Genomic DNA, 22,660 nt, shown 5'->3' with positions numbered 1-22,660 from the left:
CAGTCCGACAGTGACAAGCGCCATACATACGATCACTTTCTGCGCGCGTTGTTTTAGATCACCCGTCGTTTTCATCTGTAAGAATGCCGCGCCTTGCGTGACAACCATCGCCAAGCTCACCAAGCCACATAGCAGTGGGAAGGGCGTGAGTAGATCCCAGAAACCACCTTGGTATGACATCATTAGCAATTCGTTAAATTCAAACGGAACACCAATCATCAAGTTAGCGAAACCAACACCAAAGATAACCGGAGGAATGAAACCACTGACGATAAGTGCAATATCACAAGCTTTCTTCCATTGTGGGTTGTCGATTTTAGCGCGGTAATCCATACCGAGCGGTCTTAACCACAAGGTCGCCAACACGATAATCATGGCTAAATAGAACCCGGAGAACGCAGCCGCGTAGATTGCAGGCCATATCGCAAAGATAGCACCACCCGCGGTAACCAACCATACTTGGTTGCCATCCCAGTGAGGGGCAATCGAGTTAATCATGATTCGTCGATCAACTTCCGACTTCCCTAGAACAGGGAGCAACGCCGCAACGCCCATGTCGAATCCATCGGTAATGATAAAACCGATCAACAACACGCCAATAACTGCCCATGTAAACAGGCGAAGATTTTCGTAATCAAACATCTGAGTTCCTTAATGAAGATCGATAGTTTTATCTAGCTGACGCGGTGTGCTTTGTTCACCTGCAATAGCTAGATCTTGGTTTGATTGCTCATGATGATAGCGACCCGTTTTCAGTGCGCTCGGGCCCATTTTTGCAAACTTTACCATCAGGAACATTTCTATAATCAAGAACGCGGTGTAGAACAAATAAACCAAGCCGATAGAGATCCACAGACTTGAAGCGGGTAGATTAGAAGCCGCCATGTTGACTGGTAGAATCTCACCAATTGCCCATGGTTGACGGCCATATTCCGCAACAAACCAACCTGCTTCACAAGCAATCCAAGGAAGTGGAATCGCACATATCGTTGCTTTCAGTAACCAACGATTGGTACCAATCTTACGGCGACAAATTTGTACGAATGAAAGGCCAATAATGGCGAACATTAAGACGCCACACACCACCATGATGCGGAAACTCCAGAATAGAGGGGCTACCGTTGGGATTGTGTCTTTGGCTGCTTGTTTGATCTGTTGTTCTGTTGCATCCACCACGTTGTCGCTGTATTTCTTAACCAGTAATCCATAACCTAAGTCATGTTTAACCGATTCAAAATCATCGATATTTTGTTGTGATTTATCACCAGAACGCAGTTTTTCTAATAGCCCATAAGCTAAGATGCCGCTACGAACACGTTCTTCATTCTTTGCCAATAGATCATGAATCCCGACAACTGGCGTATCCAGAGATCGCGTTGCGATAATACCCATCACGTAAGGGATCTTAATCGCGTAGTCCGTTTCCATGGTTTCTTGATTCGGGAAGCCGAACAGTGTGAATGAGGCAGGGGCTTCTTCTGTGTGCCATTCAGCTTCGATAGCCGCTAGCTTCACCTGTTGAACATCACCCAATTCATAACCAGATTCATCACCTAGCATCACTGTCGAAACAATCGCAGCCATACCAAAAGCACTTGCTACTGCAAATGAACGACGAGCGAACGGTAAATCACGCCCTTTAAGCATGTAGTAAGCACTGATACCCATAATAAATAGCGCGCCGGTTGTGTAACCTGCCGCAACGGTATGCACGAACTTCACTTGAGTCACTGGGTTGAAGATCACTTCGACGAAGTCTGTCATCTCCATACGCATGGTTTCGAAGTTAAACTCTGCGCCCACTGGGTTTTGCATCCAGCCATTGGCCATCAGAATCCACAGACCAGAGAAGTTCGAACCCAACGCCGTCAACCACGTTACCGATAAGTGCTGACGCTTAGAGAGCTTGTCCCAACCAAAGAAGAACATGCCGACTAAGGTTGATTCCAAGAAAAACGCAATCAAGGCTTCAATGGCCAGCGGAGCGCCAAAGATATCGCCTACGTAATGCGAGTAATAAGCCCAGTTAGTACCGAACTGGAATTCCATGGTTAAGCCGGTCGCAACACCGACAGCAAAGTTAATACCAAACAACTTACCCCAGAACTTGGTCATGTCCTTGTAGATGGTTTTGTTGGTCATGACATACAGCGATTCCATCACTGCGAGTAAGAAGGAGAGGCCTATAGTTAGGGGGACGAATATAAAGTGATAAAGAGCGGTACTTGCGAATTGAAACCGCGACAGATCAACGACATCTGTAAGCATAAAAACTCCTTCCCGCCACGAGTGTGACGGGTAAGATAATGGAAAATAAGATGATAATTAGAGAGAACTAATTAAGGGTTTTACATGTAGCTGTGTGAAAAGAATCTATTACCAACGAAGTGCTTTGTTTTGTTTTTTAGAGAACTGTTTACGTAGCCAGTAATCTGCACTCACGTAACGACCACCACCGTAAACAAGCAGTACTAACAGCATCACGAAGTAGGTGCCTGCGAACTCCATACCGTTGTTCAGCATTACCGGGTCGCCAAGTTCAGTGATGTAGTTGTATCGACCTGGGAAGTTAACCGAGAGCCATTCGATGAAGCCATTAAGTCGAATGGTTGCTTCCATATCGCCAGTCGCAATCGCATCCCAACCGTGTTTCCAGTGAACCATTGCACTCGCGACGCTCATCATGAAAATCATTGGAATCGAGATAAAGCGAGTAAACAGACCTAACGCGATACAGATACAACCTAAAACTTCGGTTGCTGCCGCTAGGAATGCCAGTAGCTCTGGGAAGGGAAGGTTAAGACCACCGTCGGCCGCCGAAGCACCAAACCACGCAACCGTTCCCGAGAAGCCCAGTACTTTAGAGCGTGCTCCGACATAAATCACCGGAATCAGATAGAGACGTACTGAAAGCAGTACTAAGTAATCGTATTGTTTGCATTTTTCGACAATAGCGTCGTACCAGCTGAGGGCTGACTTAATCATAATTTCTCTCCTAAAGAGTGAACGCCAATCAGTTCAACTTCACTGAAGTGTTCGACCCAATTAATAAATTCGAATCTCGCCAATTGTTGAGCAATTATTTGTTTTATATCGGCTAAAGAACGATTTGGTTGTTGTTGGATTATTTGGATAATCGCAACATCAATTTCTCTTAGTTTTATCGTGTTGACGCGTTGGTCAGAGTCGCGATAAATCGCGTAATAAACGGGATACCGCCTTTGTGTTAGAAACGTCAGCGATTCACCATGAACAATGAAAGGTACCTGCACGAGCTTCATCGTACTGTTGACTAGCAAACCCAATTGAAGCTGCCGTTCATCGACGTGAAAGTCACCCGAACATGACAAAGGCAGTACCTGCTTTAAAGGATCAATCTCAACGTAAAAGGCACACCATTCGTACTCCAACACCGCCAGTTGATCGGCTGTAAGCTCATGTGTTGCAGTTAAGCTAGAGATGTACATTGGTTGAGTTCGACGTTGAACAAAGCTGACAAACTCAGTTGCTATATGATGAAACTCCGGCTCTGAGGCGTAATGCACCACAACAAACTCATCAACCAATATCAGTAGTTGGTCTTGGTCGACTTGCTTACAAAACAGCGGGAATGTGTTGTTCAATACACCAAATACGTTGTCTCTAATGAACTCGCTGTATCGACACACGGTATTGTCTTCAAGTGGCGAACGTATCAATGCGGTTAACGCCTGCGTTTGAGTGATCATCATGCTAGGAGGGTTATGCATAAACCAACTCCTGATTCATTGGACGATGAGCAACACCTGCGTTCAATACCTGACGATGCACTGTTCGTAACTCTTCACTAAGCACAACCAAAGGAGGTACGTTGTTGTCTCTTTCCAGTAACAACGGTTTGCTGCCATGAAGATCGAACACATAACGCGCCAAATCGATAACCTCTTGCTGTACTTCCATACCGTGGGTATCAAGTAGCGACTTGTTACTTTCAACCGCTGTGTTACCTGCAACCGATCTGTCACCCTCAACCAAATGCCCAGCAATGTGGTAATAGCGAATAGCATCACTTGGCAAAGCCTTAAGCATTTCAGCCGCATCAAAGTGGTGATTCTGACTGTTCACATAAAGATTGTTGATATCGACCAACAACTCACAACCACTGCGCTTTGCTATTTCAGCGATAAACTCGCCCTCTGGCATCTCATCTCCGTAATTGTGGTAATAAGAGATGTTCTCCATGACCAAAGGACGTTGAATGATGTCTTGGACTTGCTTGATTCTGTCCGCTAGATAGCCGATGTTTTCTGCGCGGCGTGGCACAGGTAATAGTTCATACAGATACCCTTGGCTGTCTCGAGAGAAACTCAAATGTTCGCTGTATACCTGAATATTCAGTTCATCGAGAAATTGACCAACCTGACGAACAAACTTCGTATTAAGCGGCTGACAATCTCCAATGGATAAGCTCAAACCGTGTGCGATCAAAGGGTATTGCTTCGCTATATCCTGTAGTTGTTCGCGCTTAAGTCCGCCTAAGCTCATCCAGTTCTCGGGAGCCAACTCCAGAAAATCAACATCAGGGTGCTTTGGGGAACGAGCGAGCAGTTCAATATGCTCACTGCGTAGCCCAATGCCTTTGTCTGTATTCTGAATCATTCGCACTTTATGGTTTAACTCTCTGCTTTTAGGAGCTCGGTCGTTTGATGCTGAAGCTCTAGTTTTTAAATCTTTAGTTTTTAAAGCGTTAGTTTTATGCGTTTCTACTGGCCACATACACCACCTGTCACCTTACTATTCGCCATTAAGATACGCTCTTTACTTGGCGAGATACCTTCAGCCGTTAAGCCACATTTCCCATCACGTGCACGCACTAAACGGTCTTGAGGGTTGCTTGTAAGTTCTGCTTTTTCGAAGCGTTTTTCTGTACCACATTTACCCGCGGCACATTTACCTCCGTGTCCTGAAGATTGTTTCGCTTCAACAGGCGCTTCGGCAGGTGCATCAGCAAACGCCATTGCAGAGTTAAGGCTAATCACAGACGTGATCGCGATTGATAGGGCGATTTTGTTGTTCATATTATTTCTCCTTTACAGCAGACATAGGGAAACTAGCCAAATCACGACCAGACATGATTGGCCCGTCGTAGTATTCGCGTACGATTTTGATCGATTCAGATTTGCGCTTAAGGCCTAGACCCATCCAGTGGTTAAGTACCAACATTTTTGGATTGATCTCTTTAGCAATTTCACCGATGACAGAAGGCTTGGCGTGCATGAATGTAGAAACACCATCGGCTTGTTCATGAATCGCCATTGGCATCATCATGATGTCGGCGCCACGAGCGAAGTCTAAGAACGCAGGGTTGCTACCGTTTTGGTCAGCTGAAATCACCATCACGCCTTCTTCACTTTCAATTCGGTAAGCGAGACAAGGCACATCACCATGAGGAATACCCAGAGCAGTGATCTTCAAACCATCTTTTTCGTAAACGACGGTTGGCTCTGTGGATTGATAGTCAACATCGGTAAGATTGACTGGGAATAGACCATCCGTTCCATCATATAAGCCGGCAAGGTAAGCGTATGCGCCGTGGTCTGGGTCAAAGTTCGCTGCGAAGTAACCGTTGAGGCTAGGGAACGCTGAACCTGCGGCTGGACCTGAAATCTCCAACGCCTTTTCACGCTCAAAGAAGTAGCCACCTTTAAGAAGAGCGGGCATGTCATTTACGTGATCGGTATGGAAGTGAGTGATACCCATGAAATCTAGGTCTTCAAGTTTTGCACCCGCTTGACCGAAACGTAGGTAAACACCGCCACCGGCATCAATCATGATTCGTGACTTGCCTTTCCACCATACGATTTCACCTGATGATGCACGTAGGTCATCCGAGATAGGACCACCTGAACCCAGTATTTGTAATGTAAAGTCTGTATCGACTGGCTTAAGTTCAATTGCGTGACAGTTGGCGCCCAAGGTCAATCCGAGAGCTATTGCTAGAGCTTTTAAAGGCTGTTTCATGTTGTTATCCAATTCTTTTTTCTTATGTGTTTTCTTCGAAGTGAGCATTCAAAGAAGTGAAACTTTCGCCAAGCAGCACAATAAGTGCGTGCTTCGTTCTGTTCACAGAGCACAAGATAAAGAATTGTTAACGTTCGGTATATCTAGTAATTTTGAAAATAACGTTCAATAAAACAAAACGAAAAGATCGAACTCGTTTTTAAAAGGGAAATGTACTTGAGAAATAGAGGGGAGATTAAGAGTTTGGAACGAAAAGAAAGGTGGAATTGAGGTGCAAGCTTACACTTGCACCTTTCTTCTAATAGATAACCAATGTCTAAAACGAATTATCGTTTACTGATCACCTTTTACATCGAATTCAATCTTCTCTGCGCCAGTGAACACTTGGAATCGCAGGCCTTTAGCGCGAGCAATGGTCGTGATACCAAATTGCTGAGCCAAGTCTAAGCCCATTTGCGTTACGCCAGAGCGTGATAGCAGAACAGGAATACCCATCTGCGCTACTTTGATGACCATTTCCGATGTAAGGCGACCTGTGGTGTAGAAAATCTTGTCTGTGCCGTCTTCTTTGTTAAGCCACATCTCACCGGCCAAAGTATCAACCGCGTTATGTCGGCCAACATCTTCAACAAACGATAGAACCTTGTCGTCTTTGCAAACAGCGCAACCATGTACCGCGCCAGCTTTCTTGTACGTGTCGTTGTAATGAGTCAGTGCTTCTAAAGCCGTGTAAATTTCAGATTGCTTAATTGTGGTCTGAGGCACTTGGTAATCTTCCAACTGCTTCATCACGTTACCAAACATGGTGCCCTGACCACAGCCAGAGGTCACCGTCTTCTTCTTAAGCGCTTGTTCAAGTTGGCTCGTATCTTCTTTGGTGATAACCGCTGCAGAGCTGGTTTCCCAATCGATGATGATAGATTCAACCGCTTCAGGGTCAGAAAGGAAACTTTGATTCTTCAAATAACCCAAGACTAAAGATTCAGGGCGCGAGCCAAGCGTCATCAGGGTTACGATCTCTTTCCAGTTCAACATAACGGTAAGAGGGCGTTCACAAGCGATCTGTTTGGTTAGCTTCTCACCATATTCATCAAACACTTCAACTTCGATTGTTTGAAGTGGGTTTTCACTAGTTTTTATTATGTTTGGTTTTACCACAGTCACGTCCTACTTAATGAGATAGCGATTTTAAGAGATAAGAAGTTAACAAGAGGGTCTAACGCCGTTCTTGTTCATCGATTCTTTAACTCATGCTTAAAGCAAATCTTATTCCAAAATAACGGGTATTCAGGAAAACATGAAGCATTCGATTAAAATAGCGCAAAATATGAGAGTTCACCGAGTGGAGTTGTCTGAAATAACCAGTATCGACTAACGTTATAGTGACAACTTGATAACGAACGCTATAGATACGCTCTTGCGGTTAATCCGTATTGGCGTGTTTATTGCTTTATAGCGCTTATATGATTGAGCTAAGTACAAAATGTCCTAAGCACATTCAGACCAAAGAAAATCAATTGGGTGAAGTATGTCTGAGATAAAAGAATTCAAAGAACAATATGAAAAAACAGAAGCAGCTTGGCCGATAGGTGTCCGAAGAATAGAGAAAGAGATCAAAACAGGTATCTGGGTAACGACGCAATGGGAATTGACGGGGTTTGAACTGTCGCCAGAAGACGATGCCCAAGACGTTTGTTTGCTCCAACTACATAAAGACGAGCGTACAGACTATCGTTTCAACCTAAGCTCTCAGCAACCTAAGCTTTTCTTAGTGATGGATAATGTCGATTCTGGTGTAAAGCCAGTTATTCAGTTACTTACAGCATCACAAACCGTTGCAGGGCAATACATGGACGGTGACAATCAAGTGTTGTCTTACGATATTCCTTTGCCCGTACAGGCTTGGATGGAAGCCTTCATCGGCCGTCATGGTGAGTTGCTAGAAGCAAGACGTAAGAAACGTAAAGGTGCGGGTAGATCTAATGGCAACTAACTTTTTCAGCCGCTGGTCTCAGAGAAAGCTTGATGAATCGACCGACGAACCTTTGGAAGTAGAGCAAACACTGGAAGCAACAGAACTCACTTCCTCTGATTCTTCATCTTCTGAGATTTCGCCTGCAGATCTTTCGTCTGAAATGGAATCAGCAGCGCCTCAGTCTTTAGAGAGTGATGCTTTAGAAACCAATGAAGAAGTTAATGCTTCTGACGTTCAAGATCCCGCACCAGAAGCCACTGAAGACTTGTCTGTTGCTCAATTATTGGTATCAGAAGCCTCAGAAAGCGTAAAAAAAGCCGCATTGCGTAAATTATTTCTATCCGAAGAGTTTAACGTTCGTGATGGTTTAGATGATTACGACGACGATTACAGTAATTTGAAGTCTCTTTCTGAAGGGGTTGCGGAAACCTTGCGTGATTGGGTTAAAGACAAAACGGAAGAAGAAACCACACTAGAGGAAGAGCAAGTCATTGATAGTAAAGATGAAAGTGAAGTTTTAGAACATTCTGAAAGCGATCTTGAGGTATCTGATAATGAATTTGAAACGCCAGAAAGTGCCGAAATAACCGAACAAGAAAAAGAACTGTATAAAAATACAGTATCAGATGATAGCGCTACAATGTCAGACGGAGCTGACCTGAAAGAGATGGGACAAAATATACCACACAAAGAATAGGTACATTTTGACTAAATACTCAATGAACCGCTTGCGACAAAATGTCCCAAGCGGTTTTTTTATACGCACAATAAACGCTATAAAGAATTAAATTATTGATATATAAGGCTTATTAAATTGGCATGGCATTTGCTAAATAACGTTTATTATCAACTTTTTTGTAGATAGACGAATTCATAGTCTGACTAGCGGGACACTGGCTAAAGGGTTAGTTGTTAACGGATTACTCAGCAAGTTCTCTATCGCTTACTACAATGAAGGTTGAACAGATTATCCATGTCCAAAGATGGAACTGAGCAATGCTTAAACAATTATTAGAACAAGCAACTTCAAATAACGCTAAAGCAAGACTGTATGCATTTGAAAATACAGTTGAGTTAACAAATCTGATTCCACCTACTGTTAGCTACGAAAGCGGCGGTAATACTCTTGTTATTGGTCCAACTGCGATCATTGAAAGTGCTGCGGCTCAATTACCTCAATTGACGAGCTTAACCTTATTGTCGACAGACGGCGAAAAGGGCAAAAACCCAGAACTGTACTTCGCGAATTCGGTTCAAGTATCCGGTTTCCTTGGCACGTTTGAAGTTATGATTGAGAGTAAAGGCACATCAAGCAACTTGGCGAAAATCGCGATTAATCACGATTGTTTCGATGTTGTTCTAGACCTATGTCTGAATAGCTGCATGACAGAAGAAGTGCCTGTACCGGGTTATTACCCAGTAGGCCGTGGCTATCCAAAACTGGCCGAAGCACTGGAAGAGATTCCAACGCTAATGGGCACATTTGATAAGCCTAAGTTCTTCCGTTTAGACACTGACCTTTGTGCGCACAGTTCGCGTGGCGTAAAAGGCTGTGAACGTTGTGTTGATGCTTGTCCTGCTGGCGCACTATCAAGTGAAGGCTCAGACAAAACAGGTCACAAGATCGAGATTAACCCTTATCTATGTCAAGGCGTCGGAACTTGTGCAACAAGCTGTCCTACAGAAGCGATTACCTATGCGCTTCCAAACCCTGACGATACTCAAAAGTTCATTGAACGTACGCTAGCTAACTATGAACATGCGGGCGGTCTGGATCCAATCGTACTTATCTGTAGCTCTCGTCATGAGACTTACAATGTAATGGCGCTAAAAGCACTACCAGATAACGTGATTCCAATCGTGGTTGAAGAACTGCCTTCTATTGGTATTGATACTTGGTTTGCAGCATTAGTGAATGGGGCGACTCAGGTTCTGTTTGCTGCTTCTCGTTTTATGCCAGAGACGATCATTCGTGTTCTGAATAACGAAGTAGGGATTGCTCAAGAGCTACTAGACCAAATCGGTGTTCCAAAAGAAACCATCGATATCCTGTATTTAGAATCTCTACGTGAAGGGCCTCCAACACTGTGCGTTGATTCATTCGACCTTGCACTTGGCGATCTTCAAGGCAACAAACGTCAACGTCTATTCACTGCTCTCGATGCTATGTCTTCATCTCGCATTCCTGTCGAGAATATCGTTGAACTTCCTTCGAATGCACCATACGGCACGGTTTCGTGTGAAAGCAAAGATTGTACGTTATGCATGAGTTGTGTGGCGGTTTGTCCTACACGTGCTCTTCATACCGACGGTGCTTCTCCATCACTTAAGTTTGTAGAACAAGACTGTATTCAATGTGGTTTGTGTGAAAAGGCATGCCCTGAGAATGTTCTCACTCTGACACCTCGTATGAATTGGGTGAAAGAAGAACGTCAACAAGCAGTTGTGATTCATGAAGAGAAAGCGGCGGAATGCTTACGTTGCCATAAGCCATTCGCTCCACAGTCTATGATTGACATGTTACAGAACAAGTTACGCGGTCACTCTCATTTTTCAGATGAAACTGCGATTAATCGGATTGCGATGTGTGAAGACTGTCGTGTAGTGGACATGTTCGACTCAATGGCTCAAGACCCATTGAATCAATTGAAATACTAGGAGTTGGCATTGGATACTAATTTGGATCAGGCACAAGAGCCTGAGCTCGCAAAAGAATTAAAGCAAGAACAGACACTAAGAACTGAAATCTATTTGGTTCTTTCTGCATTGTTCCGTAGCGCACCTTCTGAAGAGGTCATTGATTTCCTAAAGACGTTAGACATTGAAGCGTCTGAGAGTGCAATGCAAAAAGCTTGGATTGCCATTCAACAAGCGGCAACGGAATCAAATCGCGAAGCGTTAGAAGACGAATATCAAGATCTGTTCATTGGCATTGGCCGTGGAGAGATAGTTCCATTTGGTTCTTGGCATAGAACTGGCGCCATGATGGAAAAACCATTAGCAGAGATTCGTCATGATTTAGAGCTTTTAGGCATTGAACGTGATGATCAAGTGAAAGAGCCTGAAGATCATATTGCTGCATTGTGTGAAGTAATGGCAATGCTAACCGGTGAAGAAGAAGCGCTTCAACAAGCCGTTTTCAATAAGCACCTTGGTCCTTGGTTCAACTCTTTTACGCGTCAGCTTGAAAGTGCAGAAAGTGCGAACTTCTACAAATCGGTAGCTCAGCTGTGTGAAGCATTCCTAACGTTAGAGCAAGTGCGTTTTAGCGTTAATACAAAAAGCAGTAAACATAAATTAAAGATTGATGTGAAAAACGTCACTGATTACGAGTAATCGAGCAGTACGCGATTATATCGATAGAGGGGCATTAAGCCTCCAAAAAGATCTACCGCAAGGTAAGGAAGCAATGATGAAAGATAATAAAGAAATAAACACAAGCCGTAGGGACTTACTCAAAGGCTTAACAACTGCAGCCGTAGCGGGTGCCGTTGTCGCTGGAACAACGAAGGTGGCAACTGCTTCAGAAACGGTTGAAATGCCGAAAGAAGACATGAAGAAGACGGGCTATCGTGAAACGCAACACATTCGCGATTACTACGACACGCTTTAGGAGATAACGGATGAAACTTGTCAAACGCTCCGATAGTGTGAGCAAAGAAACCAATCAACTGGGTGTGTCTCGACGTGCCTTCATGAAAAATACCTCTCTAGCGGCTGGTGGTGCGGTAGTAGGCGCTGGTCTATTCGCTCCGGGTATGATGAAAAAGGCGCAAGCTAAGTCAGTCGACCCTGAAGCGAAAACAGAAGTGAAACGCACTATCTGTTCCCACTGTTCTGTGGGTTGTGGTATTTACGCTGAAGTTCAAAACGGTGTTTGGACGGGTCAAGAGCCTGCATTCGATCACCCATTCAACGCTGGTGGACACTGTGCGAAAGGCGCAGCTCTGCGTGAGCACGGCCACGGTGAACGTCGCCTTAAGTACCCAATGAAATTGGAAGGCGGTAAGTGGAAGAAGCTTTCTTGGGAACAAGCGATTGAAGAGATCGGTAATAAAGCGCTAGAACTTCGTAAAGAGTCTGGTCCTGATTCCGTTTACTTCCTAGGTAGTGCGAAACACAGTAACGAGCAAGCTTACGCATTCCGTAAGATGGCGTCGCTTTGGGGTACCAACAACGTTGACCACCAAGCGCGTATTTGTCACTCAACCACAGTAGCCGGTGTTGCAAACACTTGGGGTTACGGCGCGATGACAAACTCGTTCAATGACATGCATAACTGTAAGTCGATGCTGTTCATTGGTTCGAACCCTGCAGAAGCTCACCCGGTTGCGATGCAACACATCCTAATCGCGAAAGAGAAGAACAACTGTAAGATCGTTGTTGCGGATCCTCGTCGTACGCGTACTGCTGCGAAATCTGATCACTATGTTTCTCTACGCCCAGGTTCAGACGTTGCGTTTATCTGGGGTCTGTTATGGCATGTCTTTGCTAACAAGTGGGAAGACCAAGAATTCATTCGCCAACGTGTATTCGGCATGGACGAGATCCGTGAAGAAGTTGCGAAGTGGAACCCAGCAGAAGTTGAGCGTGTAACAGGCGTTAGCGAAGAAGACGTTTACCACACAGCAAAACTGCTTTCAGAAAACCGTCCGGGTTGTATCGTTTGGTGTATGGGTGGTACTCAACATACTACGGGTAACAACAACACACGTGCTTACTGTGTACTTGAGCTTGCGCTCGGTAACATCGGTAAATCAGGTGGCGGTGCAAACATTTTCCGTGGTCACGATAACGTACAAGGCGCAACTGACCTTGGCGTACTATCAGACACACTACCGGGTTACTACGGCTTGTCTGAAGGTTCTTGGCGCCATTGGTCTAAAGTTTGGGATATCGACTTTGACTGGGTTAAAGGACGATTTGACGACAACGCATACGGTGGTCAAAAACCAATGAACAGTGCAGGTATTCCTGTCTCTCGTTGGGTTGATGGCGTGCTTGAAGACAAAGACAAGATTCGTCAACGCGAAAACATCCGCGCCATGTTCTACTGGGGTCACGCGGTGAACTCTCAGACTCGTGGTCCAGAGATGAAGAAGGCGATGCAGAAGCTGGATATGATGGTTATCGTTGACCCATACCCAACAGTCGCGGCAGTAATGAACGATCGCACCGACGGCGTTTACTTACTTCCAGCAACCACTCAATTTGAAACCTACGGCAGTGTAACGGCGTCAAACCGTTCTCTACAGTGGCGTGATAAGGTTGTTGATCCTCTGTTCGAATCTAAGCCTGACCACGAAATCATGTACCTTCTTTCTAAGAAGCTTGGTTTCTCTGATCAACTGTTCAAAAACATCCGTGTTGAGAACAATCAACCATTGATTGAAGACATCACTCGTGAATTCAACAAAGGTATGTGGACGATCGGCTATACAGGTCAAAGCCCAGAGCGTTTGAAAGAACACCAACAAAACTGGCACACGTTCCACAAAACAACGCTTGCTGCAGAAGGCGGCCCAGCGAATGGCGAAACTTACGGTCTGCCTTGGCCATGTTGGGGCAACCCAGAAATGAAACACCCAGGGACGCATATCCTTTACGATACATCTAAACCGGTTGCTGAGGGCGGCGGTAACTTCCGTACTCGTTTCGGTGTGGAATTTGAAGGTCAAAGCCTATTGGCTGAAGACAGCTACTCAAAAGGCAGCGAAATCAAAGATGGTTACCCAGAGTTCAGTGACAAACTGCTGAAACAACTGGGGTGGTGGGACGACCTAACAGCAGAAGAAAAAGCCTCTGCTGAAGGCAAAAACTGGAAGACTGACGTTTCTGGTGGCATCCAACGTGTTGCTATCAAGCATGGTTGTATTCCTTTTGGTAACGCGAAAGCGCGTGCGATTGTTTGGACATTCCCAGACCGCGTACCACTGCACCGTGAACCACTTTACACACCACGTCGTGATCTAGTCGCTGACTACCCAACGTGGGATGACAAGGAAGCAATCTTCCGTGTTCCTACGCTGTACAAATCCATTCAAGACCAAGATAAGTCTGGTGAATACCCGATTATTCTTACGTCTGGTCGTTTGGTTGAGTACGAAGGTGGTGGTGAAGAGACACGTTCTAACCCTTGGCTAGCAGAGCTACAACAAGAGATGTTTGTTGAAGTGAACCCTAAAGATGCAAACGACATTGGCTTCAAAGATGGCGATGATGTTTGGGTTGAGGGTGCAGAGAAAGGCCGTATCAAGGTGAAAGCGATGGTCACTCGTCGTGTGAAACCGGGTTTAGCGTTCTTGCCGTTCCACTTCGGTGGTAAGTTTGAAGGCGAAGATTTGCGTTCTAAATATCCTGAAGGCACCGATCCTTACGTTATTGGTGAAGCAGCCAATACAGCAACCACATATGGTTACGACCCTGTCACGTTGATGCAGGAAACGAAAGTAACCCTTTGTAATATTCGTAAAGCGTAAGGAGTCTTAAAATGGCTAGAATGAAATTTCTTTGTGACACCAAACGTTGTATCGAATGTAACGGTTGTGTCACTGCATGTAAGAATGAAAATGATGATGCTCTGGAATGGGGTATTCAACGTCGCCGCGTTGTCACACTGAACGATGGTGAACCGGGTGAAAACTCTATCTCTGTAGCATGTATGCACTGTACTGATGCGCCATGTATGGCAGTTTGTCCTGCAGACTGTTTTGAACATACAGAAGACGGCATCGTACTTCACAATAAAGATCTATGTATCGGTTGTGGTTACTGCTTGTTTGCTTGTCCGTTTGGCGCACCTCAATTCCCTAAACAGGAAGCCTTTGGTGAGCGCGGTAAAATGGACAAATGTACCTTCTGTGCTGGCGGCCCAGAAACAGAGCCAGGTTCTGTGGAAGAACGTCAGAAGTACGGTGCGAACCGTATTGCTGAAGGCAAGCTACCAATGTGTGCTTCTTTATGTTCGACCAAAGCACTACTAGCGGGTGATGCAGAGAAAGTCTCTGATGTATTCCGTCAGCGTGTTGTTGAGCGTGGTGCGAAGGGTGCAGGCTGGACAGACGGCAATGACCTTTCTTACGATGCGATGAAGAGCTAGTTAGGAGAGACATATGCTTACAATGTTTAAGCGTCTCTTCCTTGTTGTGCTGCCAATGTTGGCAGCACTAACAATGCTGTCTCCTTTGAGCCATGCATCAGAGACGAACTCATCACAAACTCAATCGAGTAGTGCAGAAAGAGAAATCACACAACTTGCTGGCGCCGATTTTTGGCGACAAGTAAGAAACGGTGAAGAAGGTTACACCACATCTCAATCTGCTGAGCACGGTGTGTTGATCAGTACTCCAGGTCAAACGTGGTACATATTGAAAGAGAAGTGGATGTCACCAGCCGGTGCTGTCGCTATCTTTGGCAGTATTGCTTTCGTTACCTTAATGTACGTTGTGATTGGCCCACTAATGCTTAGTGCGCCAAGAACGGGTCGTAAGATCAAACGTTGGTCTCGACTTGATCGCGCACTGCACTGGAGCATGGCGTTTACCTTCTTAACACTGGCGTTCAGTGGTTTGATGTTGGTTTACGGTAAACACTTCTTGAAACCTTATATTCCAACCGATTTATGGGGCTTCATCGTTCTATTGGCGAAGCAATACCACAACTACATCGGCCCTATTTTCTATGTGCTGTTGATGGCTGTTCTTATCAAGTGGTGGCGTAAGTCGATCTTCAAAATGGTCGATATCCAGTGGTTCATCAAACTAGGCGGCATGGTAGGGAAACACAAAGGTTCTCATCCATCTGCAGAGTTTTCGAACGCGGGGGAAAAAGCGCTATTTTGGCTATTGATTGTTATGGGTAGTGTCGCTGCGATCAGTGGCTTGGTTTTAGACTTCCCAATCTTCGGCCAAACCCGTCGTGATATGGAGCTTTCAAACCTAGTCCATATGTTGGCTGCTTTAATCCTTATCTGTGGCTTTGTGTTCCACATCTACATCGGCTTGTTCGGTATGGAAGGTGCACTTGAGGGTATGGTAACAGGCGAAGTTGATGAAACTTGGGCTAAAGAGCACCATGACCTTTGGTACAAAGAAGTGATGGAACAAGAGAAAAACGGCGCTGAACAAAGCGCAAACGCAGCAACAGAGAAAACAGAAGGGGTGAATAAGAATGAACAAACCTCATAAAGGTATTTGGGTCGCTTACATCCTAAGCTGCTTCACACCATTTACTTGTCTGATCTCTGGCGTGATTGCGATTGTCTACGCGGGTTATCGTTTAGATAAAGGTGAAGACGGTGAAGTAGTGGATACGCATTACTATGGCTTGATTCGCTCGTTCTTCTTGAACTTAACGTTCTTTGTCGTGCTTATCGTCACGGTAGCGACCTCTAATGGCGTGTTGATCGGTGTGAACGATTACTGGTATCAAAACCATATAATCGATGACATCGCTTACTACATTCCCTATGTCGGCATGTTGTTTGGTGGTGTGGCGATTGTGGTGTGGTTTATTCGTATGTATCAAGGCATGCAGCGTTTAAGTCAAAACCTGCCGCAAAACCCGACAACAGGACCAAACCTGTAGTGTGTATCAGACGAACTAGATAACAAATTATCTAGAGCGATTTACTCAAAACAACCATCGTATAGAAAGCCCAGTGATTCGAGTCGCTGGGCTTTTTTTGTCCACCTAGAACAAGTGTCTAGTCAACTTAGAAGAAGGTTTTTAGTGAATTGTTCAAAATGTTTGGGGTAGTTCTAAAACAGAACCAAGCCTGATATTGACCGCGCCAATATGGTGCAACTCCCTTAATTGGTGCAATTAATTTTAAACACCCCTCCATCTAAAATATCCAAAAAAGTGCAGTGGTAATTTTAACCCATTAAAATCATAAGCTTAGAATGAAAACCTGTTGCACGAAAATTACGTGAGCGTATTGGAACGCATCTTGCGTTTACTGTTGAGTCTTTAATTAATTACGACATCAATTCGCACGGTTCTAGTGCAATTGAGACAAAGCTAAGGGAGAGAGCTTTAATGAGTCAAACGGTTACCCAAGTTCATAGCGCAGTAGAGAGCTTGACGCAGAGTTCAGACACTCTATTTCTATTATTAGGCGCCATCATGGTCTTCTTAATGCACGCAGGCTTTGCATTTTTGGAAGTCGGTACAGTAAGAAAGAAAAACCAAGTGAACGCGCTGGTTAAGATCCTCTCGGATTTCGGCGTTTCTGCCATTGCCTATTTCTTTATCGGTTACTGGGTGGCTTACGGTGCGCATTTCTTTGCAGATGCAGAAACCTTATCGCAAGGTAATGGTTACGAGCTGGTGAAGTTTTTCTTCTTGATGACGTTTGCGGCGGCGATTCCAGCGATCGTTTCTGGTGGTATCGCTGAGCGTGCACGTTTCTATCCAATACTCATCGCAACACTTTTCACCGTTGGGTTTGTTTATCCATTCTTTGAAGGCATCATCTGGAATGGTAATTTTGGTTTCCAAGATTGGCTTGAAGCGCAATTCGGTTATGGATTCCATGACTTCGCAGGCTCTGTAGTAGTTCACGGCGTTGGCGGTTGGATTGCTTTGGTCGCGGTTTACTTCTTAGGTATGCGTAAAGGTCGTATTCGTGCAGGTAAACACACTAACTTCGCACCATCTAACATCCCATTCTTAGCACTAGGTTCTTGGATCTTATGTGTGGGTTGGTTTGGCTTCAACGTGATGTCAGCTCAAGCGATCAATGGCATCAGTGGCCTAGTAGCCATGAACTCACTTATGGCGATGGTCGGCGGCATTCTAGCGGCTTTAGTCGCAGGTAAAAATGACCCAGGCTTCATCCACAATGGTCCTTTGGCTGGTCTCGTAGCGATTTGTGCAGGTTCAGACTTAATGCACCCACTTGGCGCTCTCGTTACAGGTGGTGTAGCGGGCGCATTGTTCGTTTACCTGTTTACTTACATGCAGAACAAAACACAGATTGATGATGTGCTGGGTGTATGGCCATTGCACGGCGTGTGTGGCGCTTGGGGTGGCATTGCAGCTGGCATCTTCGGCCAGCAAGCACTCTGGGGACTAGGTGGCGTGAGCTTTGGTGCGCAAGTAATGGGAACACTTGCAGGTATTATCGTCGCTCTAGCCGGTGCATTGGTTGTATACGGTGTTCTAAGTAAAGTGACAGGCCTACGTTTAAGTGAAGAAGACGAGTTCAACGGTGCGGATCTTTCCATCCACAAGATCTCTTCGATTAACGAAGACTAACGTCATCAACCTTGATGAGTGTTAAGCCCTTGCTAGACACAAATTAAATTATAACTAAGCGGCTTCGGCCGCTTTTTTGCGTTTAGGGGAAATAGAAAGCAATACGAGTCAGAAAGAAAGAACGAAAGAGAACAAGCGAGTTATGTCACAAATAATCAATGAATTCAGTTGGCTAAGACTATGGTCTAATCCCTAAAACTATTGTTGGAATTTGAACAGTGCTAAGCTGTTACCAAGTGACATATCTAAAAGGACGTTATATGCATTTCCCATACAGAAATATCGTAATTCTTACTGGTGCCGGAATCTCTGCGGAGTCGGGGATTCAAACATTCCGAGCACAAGACGGATTATGGGAGAACCATAAAATCGAAGATGTCGCGACACCAGAGGGTTTTGCAAAAGATCCAGACTTGGTGCAAGAGTTCTACAATAAGCGTCGCCATGGCTTACAGAACGAAAGTATTCTGCCAAACTCTGCCCATAAGGCGCTAGGAGAGCTTGAAGACAAACTAGACGGCAAAGTAACAATCATCACTCAAAACATCGACAACCTGCACGAGAGAGGCGGTAGCAACAATATTATTCACATGCATGGTGAACTTCTTAAGGCACGTTGCAGCGAATCAAACCAAGTTCTAGAACACAAAGACGACATCCATACCGGCGAATTGTGCCATTGTTGCCAGATACCAGCTCAAATGCGTCCTCATATTGTTTGGTTTGGCGAAATGCCATTAAGAATGGGCGACATTTATTCAGCGTTAGAAGAAGCTGATTTGTTTATCTCGATTGGCACGTCAGGTGTGGTTTATCCAGCCGCAGGTTTTGTACATGACGCTAGAATGCATGGTGCGCATACCATCGAGATAAATCTCGAACCTAGTGCAGTTGAAAGTGAGTTTGAAGAGAAACGCTACGGTAAAGCCAGTATTGAAGTGCCGAAATTAGTGGGTGAGCTGTTGTGTTCAGAGAAGGGCTCTTTGACGGCTTAAACCCGTTATAGCAGTTACAACAGTTACAACAGTTACAACAGTTACAAAATGTTTATTACGTTTAGCTAAAAAGGCAAATGCGTGTCTGACTGCAACTAAGTCAGATGGGTGTTTGTTTTTTTGTTTCTGCTATTCATATAACACCTAAGACTTGTCAGTTTCAGAACGCTGGGCTTTTTTCATCTCATACATGGCTCTGTCCGACTCAACCAATGCTTGCTTAAAATTATCCCTGCAAGTGACCTCAATACCATATGAAAACGATATCTCCTCCCCTTGGAGTAAGCGACTTACTTGCTTAACAAACTTACCACCACGGCCAAGTTGAGCCGTTACTACAAATTCATCGCCACCAACACGAAATACCATTTCATCTTCAAGTGTCACTTGGTTCAAGGCTTGAGAGAAACGAACAATCATTAAGTCACCCATTTGATGTCCTTTACGGTCATTCACCATTTTTAGACCATCTAAATCGAAGTAGATGAGTTCAAACTCTTCAAGCTTAATCGCATCGAACTTTTTGCGATTATATGAACCCGTAAGTTCATCTAATTTACTTTGATCTTTTAACTTACTAATAAGCTCCGTGAGCCCGTATGCAATGAGTAAAAAAGCGACTTGTAACAAGCCATCATCGAGCAACGTATTCCATAGTTCATGCTTATCAGACCATTCATCGAAAACTCTAAACTCTGTAGATACATCGTAAATAAGGCTTAGAATAAGTAGGCAAGCACCATAATGAAGCACTTTTTGTGGACTAATCGCACTACGTGCGATGAAGTAAATATACAAGGCAATAACAAGAGTATTCGTTTCAAAAAACAAATCATAAATGGAATCTACTTGAATAATCGAACTTAAGCCAAGCGCCATAAATGATGCCATTAGCATAAGAGCAGTTAACAATAAAAGAGGGTTTGCTGGCATATCAGTTACGTTTCAATCGTTTATGATTATTTATAATACTTAGATAAAAATAAAGCGGCTTACGCCGCTTTATTAACCTGGCAGTAACAATCTAGTTGTTTACTTTAAGTTTTTGGAAGTACTCGTCATAAATAACGCTCGCTTCGCCAACTTCATCCTGCCAAACGCCGTTATCCATCACAGATTGCGGTGGGAAAACGTTCTTATCTTCAGAAAATTCTTTAGGTAGAAGAGGGTAAGCCGTTTTAACTGGCGTCGGGTAACCGATCTCTAAAGCAATCTTAGCGGCATTTTCAGGACGAAGAAGGAAGTCGATCATCTTATGTGCCGCTTCAACATTTTTAGCACCTGATGGGATCGCTAGGCTATCCATCCAGAAGATAGCGCCTTTCTCTGGCCAGATGATGTCAATTGTCGCGCCTTCTTGGCGTGCCATGTAAGCAGAGCCATTCCAAAGCATACCAAGAGATACTTCACCTGCTAGGTAAGGGTTAGCTGGGAAATCTGAGTTAAATACCAATACGTTTGGCATCAGCTTACGAAGTTCTTCGTACGCTTCTTTGATTTCTTCAGGGTTCGTCGTGTTTGGAGAGTAACCCAGTTTAGACAGTGCGATATGGAAAACCTCACGAGAGTCATCCATCATCATCAGTTGACCTTCCCACTGTGTATCCCACAGGTCGCCCCAGTTTTTAACTGAAGACTTGTCTAGCATATCTGAGTTGATACCAATACCCGTTGCGCCCCAGATGTATGGGATCGAGTAGTTGTTGTTTGGGTCAAATGGCTTATCTAAGTAATTTGGATCCAAATCTGCAAAGTGGCTTAGCTTAGTTTTATCAAGCTCTTGAAGCATGCCTTCTTTACGCATCTTAGAAACGAAGTAAGTAGAAGGAACCACTAAGTCGTAACCCGTACCTTGAGTTTTTAACTTAGCGTACATGCTTTCGTTAGACTCATAAGTTGAGTAATAGACTTTAATGCCAGTTTCTTCTGTGAAGTCTTCTAGTACTTCATTTGGAATATATTCAGACCAGTTGTAAAAATACAGTTCTTGGTCAGCTGCGAAAGAGGGTGTAGAAAGTAAAGTAGCAGCACACAATGCGCCGGTATACAGTGTTTTTTTCATTACTGTTCCGTTCATTTGTTTGATTTGGAGCTGGGTAGTGAACCCAAAGTAAATGGATTTCTAAAAATCGCGCTAGATTATAGCAGTGATATAACAAAATAGGCAGCCTAAGCTGCCTATTCATTGATATTCTTATTTTTAACGTGTTGATTACCTAACTCGGGTTGTTAAGTAAACCAGTTACTTATCAGCGTCTGTTGACCAGAGCAATGAGATAACGAACTCGCTTACTGACCCGCTTTAAGCTTCATGAAGTAATCTTCGTACTTCACTGTCTTATCGCCAACCGCGGCTTGCCATTCAACACGGTCAAGATCTTCTTGCGACGGGAACAGAGCAGGGCTGTCTTTGAACTTTTCATTAGACGCTTTAACTGCCGTTAGGTAACCGGTGTCACGAGAGATTTGTTCTGCGATTTCTGGGCGAAGTAGGAAGTCGATCATCTTATGAGCTGCTTCTACGTTGATTGCGCCAGAACTGATAGCAAAGTTATCAACCCAACCAATGCCGCCTTCTTTAGGGAAAACCAGTTTAATCGGTAGCCCTTCATTTTGCGCTGCTGCGGCAGAACCGTTCCAAAGCATACCAAGACCAACTTCGCCAGACATGTATGGCGCGCCTGGGTTATCTGAGTTAAACACAAGAACGTTCGGCATCAGCTTACGCAGTTCAGCGTAGGCTTCGTCGATTTCTTTTTCGTTAGTCGTGTTACCTGAGTAACCTAACTTACGCAGTGCGATGTGGAACACTTCACGCGTGTCGTCCATCATCATCAGCTGACCTTCAAGCTCAGGGTTCCATAGGTCAGCCCAGCTTTGAAAATCTTCTGGATCGTACATGTCTGTGTTAACAGCTAGGCCCGTAATAGCAACAACATGTGGAATCGAGTAGTCGTTGTTCGGATCATATGGCTTATCTAGGTAGTTCGTATCTAGATTCGCAAAATTGTTTAGCTTGGTTTTGTCGATCTTTTGAAGCATGCCTTCGTCGCGCATTTTAGACACGAAGTAGGTCGAAGGAACCACAAGGTCGTAACCTTTATTGTGCGTTTTCAATTTTGCGTACAAAGTTTCATTCGATTCGTAAGTCGAGTAAATCACTTTGATGCCAGTTTCATCAGTGAACTGTTCTAAGATCTCACTATTGATGTAAGGTCCCCAGTTCATGAATACCAATTCTTTGTTATCTTTTGCAAATGATGGTGCAGATAACATTGAAAGCGCACATGCACTACCAGCTAATAGAGTAGCCCATTTTTTCATTGACGTTAGCTCCAAACTAAACGTTGCCCGAAGGCAGTAGATAGAAAAACAGAATGGCAATTTACCATTCTGTTTATGAATAACACTTTTGTTAAACTTGAAGTAT

The 22,660-nt window shown here is 44.4% G+C and carries 22 protein-coding genes; 11 read left to right on the top strand and 11 right to left on the bottom strand.

The genetic code is table 11. From position 1 onward, the window contains the following. The 8 genes from cydB to fdhD form a co-directional block, all read right to left on the bottom strand. A partial coding sequence (gene cydB, locus H5300_RS13030) for a cytochrome d ubiquinol oxidase subunit II (RefSeq protein WP_182796138.1) occupies positions 1 to 642 on the bottom strand: 642 nt, incomplete at its 3' end. Between the two features lie 9 nt (positions 643 to 651). After that, the gene (locus H5300_RS13025) at positions 652 to 2,268 is read right to left on the bottom strand and encodes a cytochrome ubiquinol oxidase subunit I (RefSeq protein ID WP_182796137.1); all 1,617 of its coding nucleotides are present in this window, start codon (positions 2,266 to 2,268) and stop codon (positions 652 to 654) included. A gap of 108 nt (positions 2,269 to 2,376) precedes the next feature. Further along, positions 2,377 to 2,985, bottom strand: a complete 609-nt coding sequence (locus H5300_RS13020) for a DoxX family protein (protein ID WP_102327410.1) — start codon at positions 2,983 to 2,985, stop codon at positions 2,377 to 2,379. Further along, a complete protein-coding gene (locus tag H5300_RS13015; protein WP_182796136.1) occupies positions 2,982 to 3,749 on the bottom strand; it encodes a putative DNA-binding domain-containing protein in 768 nt (255 codons plus the stop codon). Before H5300_RS13015 ends, H5300_RS13020 begins: the two co-directional genes overlap by 4 nt. Beyond that, positions 3,742 to 4,644, bottom strand: coding sequence for a DUF692 domain-containing protein (locus H5300_RS13010; protein WP_182796139.1), 903 nt, complete (start codon positions 4,642 to 4,644; stop codon positions 3,742 to 3,744). Before H5300_RS13010 ends, H5300_RS13015 begins: the two co-directional genes overlap by 8 nt. A 98-nt stretch (positions 4,645 to 4,742) precedes the next feature. Continuing rightward, positions 4,743 to 5,057, bottom strand: coding sequence for a hypothetical protein (locus H5300_RS13005; RefSeq protein WP_017112074.1), 315 nt, complete (start codon positions 5,055 to 5,057; stop codon positions 4,743 to 4,745). A 1-nt stretch (position 5,058) separates the two neighbouring features. Continuing rightward, positions 5,059 to 6,000 (bottom strand): MBL fold metallo-hydrolase, encoded by a 942-nt coding sequence (locus tag H5300_RS13000; RefSeq protein ID WP_182796135.1) that lies wholly within the window; start codon positions 5,998 to 6,000, stop codon positions 5,059 to 5,061. 333 nt (positions 6,001 to 6,333) lie between these two features. Beyond that, on the bottom strand, positions 6,334 to 7,158 hold the full coding sequence (gene fdhD, locus H5300_RS12995; protein WP_102441559.1) for a formate dehydrogenase accessory sulfurtransferase FdhD: 825 nt from the start codon (positions 7,156 to 7,158) through the stop codon (positions 6,334 to 6,336). Positions 7,159 to 7,528: 370 nt separating this feature from the next. Between fdhD and H5300_RS12990 the strand changes: the two genes are divergently transcribed. The 11 genes from H5300_RS12990 to cobB all read left to right on the top strand — a co-directional run bounded on the left by H5300_RS12990 (position 7,529) and on the right by cobB (position 19,230). Beyond that, a complete protein-coding gene (locus H5300_RS12990; protein ID WP_065606983.1) occupies positions 7,529 to 7,993 on the top strand; it encodes a DUF3305 domain-containing protein in 465 nt (154 codons plus the stop codon). Continuing rightward, complete coding sequence (locus H5300_RS12985; protein ID WP_182796134.1) at positions 7,983 to 8,672, top strand: DUF3306 domain-containing protein; 690 nt, start codon at positions 7,983 to 7,985, stop codon at positions 8,670 to 8,672. The genes H5300_RS12990 and H5300_RS12985 overlap by 11 nt, the downstream gene beginning before the upstream one ends. 299 nt (positions 8,673 to 8,971) lie before the next feature. After that, on the top strand, positions 8,972 to 10,633 hold the full coding sequence (locus tag H5300_RS12980) for a 4Fe-4S dicluster domain-containing protein (protein WP_182796133.1): 1,662 nt from the start codon (positions 8,972 to 8,974) through the stop codon (positions 10,631 to 10,633). Between the two features lie 9 nt (positions 10,634 to 10,642). Continuing rightward, positions 10,643 to 11,311: a molecular chaperone gene (locus tag H5300_RS12975; RefSeq protein WP_372179097.1), complete on the top strand. Its 669-nt coding sequence runs from the start codon at positions 10,643 to 10,645 to the stop codon at positions 11,309 to 11,311. Positions 11,312 to 11,387: 76 nt separating this feature from the next. After that, positions 11,388 to 11,588 (top strand): twin-arginine translocation signal domain-containing protein, encoded by a 201-nt coding sequence (locus tag H5300_RS12970; RefSeq protein ID WP_004733728.1) that lies wholly within the window; start codon positions 11,388 to 11,390, stop codon positions 11,586 to 11,588. A 10-nt stretch (positions 11,589 to 11,598) separates the two neighbouring features. After that, positions 11,599 to 14,454 carry a formate dehydrogenase subunit alpha gene (locus H5300_RS12965; RefSeq protein ID WP_004733725.1) on the top strand — a complete coding sequence of 952 codons (2,856 nt, stop codon included), beginning with the start codon at positions 11,599 to 11,601 and terminating at the stop codon, positions 14,452 to 14,454. 11 nt (positions 14,455 to 14,465) lie between these two features. Then, the gene (fdh3B, locus tag H5300_RS12960; RefSeq protein WP_004733723.1) at positions 14,466 to 15,074 is read left to right on the top strand and encodes a formate dehydrogenase FDH3 subunit beta; all 609 of its coding nucleotides are present in this window, start codon (positions 14,466 to 14,468) and stop codon (positions 15,072 to 15,074) included. A 13-nt stretch (positions 15,075 to 15,087) separates the two neighbouring features. Beyond that, positions 15,088 to 16,161: a formate dehydrogenase subunit gamma gene (locus tag H5300_RS12955; RefSeq protein ID WP_061024186.1), complete on the top strand. Its 1,074-nt coding sequence runs from the start codon at positions 15,088 to 15,090 to the stop codon at positions 16,159 to 16,161. After that, positions 16,145 to 16,561 carry a hypothetical protein gene (locus H5300_RS12950; RefSeq protein WP_017083675.1) on the top strand — a complete coding sequence of 139 codons (417 nt, stop codon included), beginning with the start codon at positions 16,145 to 16,147 and terminating at the stop codon, positions 16,559 to 16,561. Before H5300_RS12955 ends, H5300_RS12950 begins: the two co-directional genes overlap by 17 nt. 453 nt (positions 16,562 to 17,014) lie before the next feature. Continuing rightward, entirely contained in the window at positions 17,015 to 18,235 is a 1,221-nt protein-coding gene (locus tag H5300_RS12945) for an ammonium transporter (RefSeq protein WP_017077239.1), read from the top strand. A 260-nt stretch (positions 18,236 to 18,495) separates the two neighbouring features. After that, positions 18,496 to 19,230, top strand: a complete 735-nt coding sequence (cobB, locus tag H5300_RS12940; RefSeq protein WP_182796131.1) for a Sir2 family NAD+-dependent deacetylase — start codon at positions 18,496 to 18,498, stop codon at positions 19,228 to 19,230. 144 nt (positions 19,231 to 19,374) lie between these two features. Here the strand turns inward: cobB and H5300_RS12935 are convergent, their stop codons facing one another. From H5300_RS12935 to H5300_RS12925, 3 genes are all read right to left on the bottom strand, one after another. Further along, positions 19,375 to 20,163: a GGDEF domain-containing protein gene (locus H5300_RS12935; protein WP_102566872.1), complete on the bottom strand. Its 789-nt coding sequence runs from the start codon at positions 20,161 to 20,163 to the stop codon at positions 19,375 to 19,377. A gap of 91 nt (positions 20,164 to 20,254) precedes the next feature. Continuing rightward, positions 20,255 to 21,292: an extracellular solute-binding protein gene (locus H5300_RS12930; protein ID WP_004733709.1), complete on the bottom strand. Its 1,038-nt coding sequence runs from the start codon at positions 21,290 to 21,292 to the stop codon at positions 20,255 to 20,257. 227 nt (positions 21,293 to 21,519) lie between these two features. After that, entirely contained in the window at positions 21,520 to 22,554 is a 1,035-nt protein-coding gene (locus H5300_RS12925; protein WP_017080468.1) for an extracellular solute-binding protein, read from the bottom strand. Between the last annotated feature and the right edge of the window lie 106 nt (positions 22,555 to 22,660).

This window comes from Vibrio sp. SG41-7 (assembly GCF_014164465.1).
GTDB lineage: Bacteria > Pseudomonadota > Gammaproteobacteria > Enterobacterales > Vibrionaceae > Vibrio > Vibrio splendidus.
The sequence above is the reverse complement of the archived record's forward strand: the minus strand, read 5'-3'. Positions and strand labels throughout refer to the sequence as shown.

Excerpts from the sequence above, each read along its gene's own strand:
- H5300_RS12945 (WP_017077239.1), top strand. The coding sequence starts at position 17,015 with ATGAGTCAAACGGTTACCCAAGTTCATAGCGCAGTAGAGAGCTTGACG.
- H5300_RS12990 (WP_065606983.1), top strand. The coding sequence starts at position 7,529 with ATGTCTGAGATAAAAGAATTCAAAGAACAATATGAAAAAACAGAAGCA.
- H5300_RS12935 (WP_102566872.1), bottom strand. The coding sequence starts at position 20,163 with ATGCCAGCAAACCCTCTTTTATTGTTAACTGCTCTTATGCTAATGGCA.
- fdh3B (WP_004733723.1), top strand. The coding sequence starts at position 14,466 with ATGGCTAGAATGAAATTTCTTTGTGACACCAAACGTTGTATCGAATGT.
- H5300_RS13015 (WP_182796136.1), bottom strand. The coding sequence starts at position 3,749 with ATGCATAACCCTCCTAGCATGATGATCACTCAAACGCAGGCGTTAACC.
- H5300_RS12950 (WP_017083675.1), top strand. The coding sequence starts at position 16,145 with ATGAACAAACCTCATAAAGGTATTTGGGTCGCTTACATCCTAAGCTGC.
- H5300_RS12985 (WP_182796134.1), top strand. The coding sequence starts at position 7,983 with ATGGCAACTAACTTTTTCAGCCGCTGGTCTCAGAGAAAGCTTGATGAA.
- cobB (WP_182796131.1), top strand. The coding sequence starts at position 18,496 with ATGCATTTCCCATACAGAAATATCGTAATTCTTACTGGTGCCGGAATC.
- H5300_RS13020 (WP_102327410.1), bottom strand. The coding sequence starts at position 2,985 with ATGATTAAGTCAGCCCTCAGCTGGTACGACGCTATTGTCGAAAAATGC.
- H5300_RS12930 (WP_004733709.1), bottom strand. The coding sequence starts at position 21,292 with ATGAAAAAAACACTGTATACCGGCGCATTGTGTGCTGCTACTTTACTT.
- H5300_RS13000 (WP_182796135.1), bottom strand. The coding sequence starts at position 6,000 with ATGAAACAGCCTTTAAAAGCTCTAGCAATAGCTCTCGGATTGACCTTG.
- H5300_RS13025 (WP_182796137.1), bottom strand. The coding sequence starts at position 2,268 with ATGCTTACAGATGTCGTTGATCTGTCGCGGTTTCAATTCGCAAGTACC.
- H5300_RS12955 (WP_061024186.1), top strand. The coding sequence starts at position 15,088 with ATGCTTACAATGTTTAAGCGTCTCTTCCTTGTTGTGCTGCCAATGTTG.
- H5300_RS12970 (WP_004733728.1), top strand. The coding sequence starts at position 11,388 with ATGAAAGATAATAAAGAAATAAACACAAGCCGTAGGGACTTACTCAAA.
- H5300_RS12980 (WP_182796133.1), top strand. The coding sequence starts at position 8,972 with ATGCTTAAACAATTATTAGAACAAGCAACTTCAAATAACGCTAAAGCA.
- H5300_RS13005 (WP_017112074.1), bottom strand. The coding sequence starts at position 5,057 with ATGAACAACAAAATCGCCCTATCAATCGCGATCACGTCTGTGATTAGC.
- H5300_RS12925 (WP_017080468.1), bottom strand. The coding sequence starts at position 22,554 with ATGAAAAAATGGGCTACTCTATTAGCTGGTAGTGCATGTGCGCTTTCA.
- H5300_RS12965 (WP_004733725.1), top strand. The coding sequence starts at position 11,599 with ATGAAACTTGTCAAACGCTCCGATAGTGTGAGCAAAGAAACCAATCAA.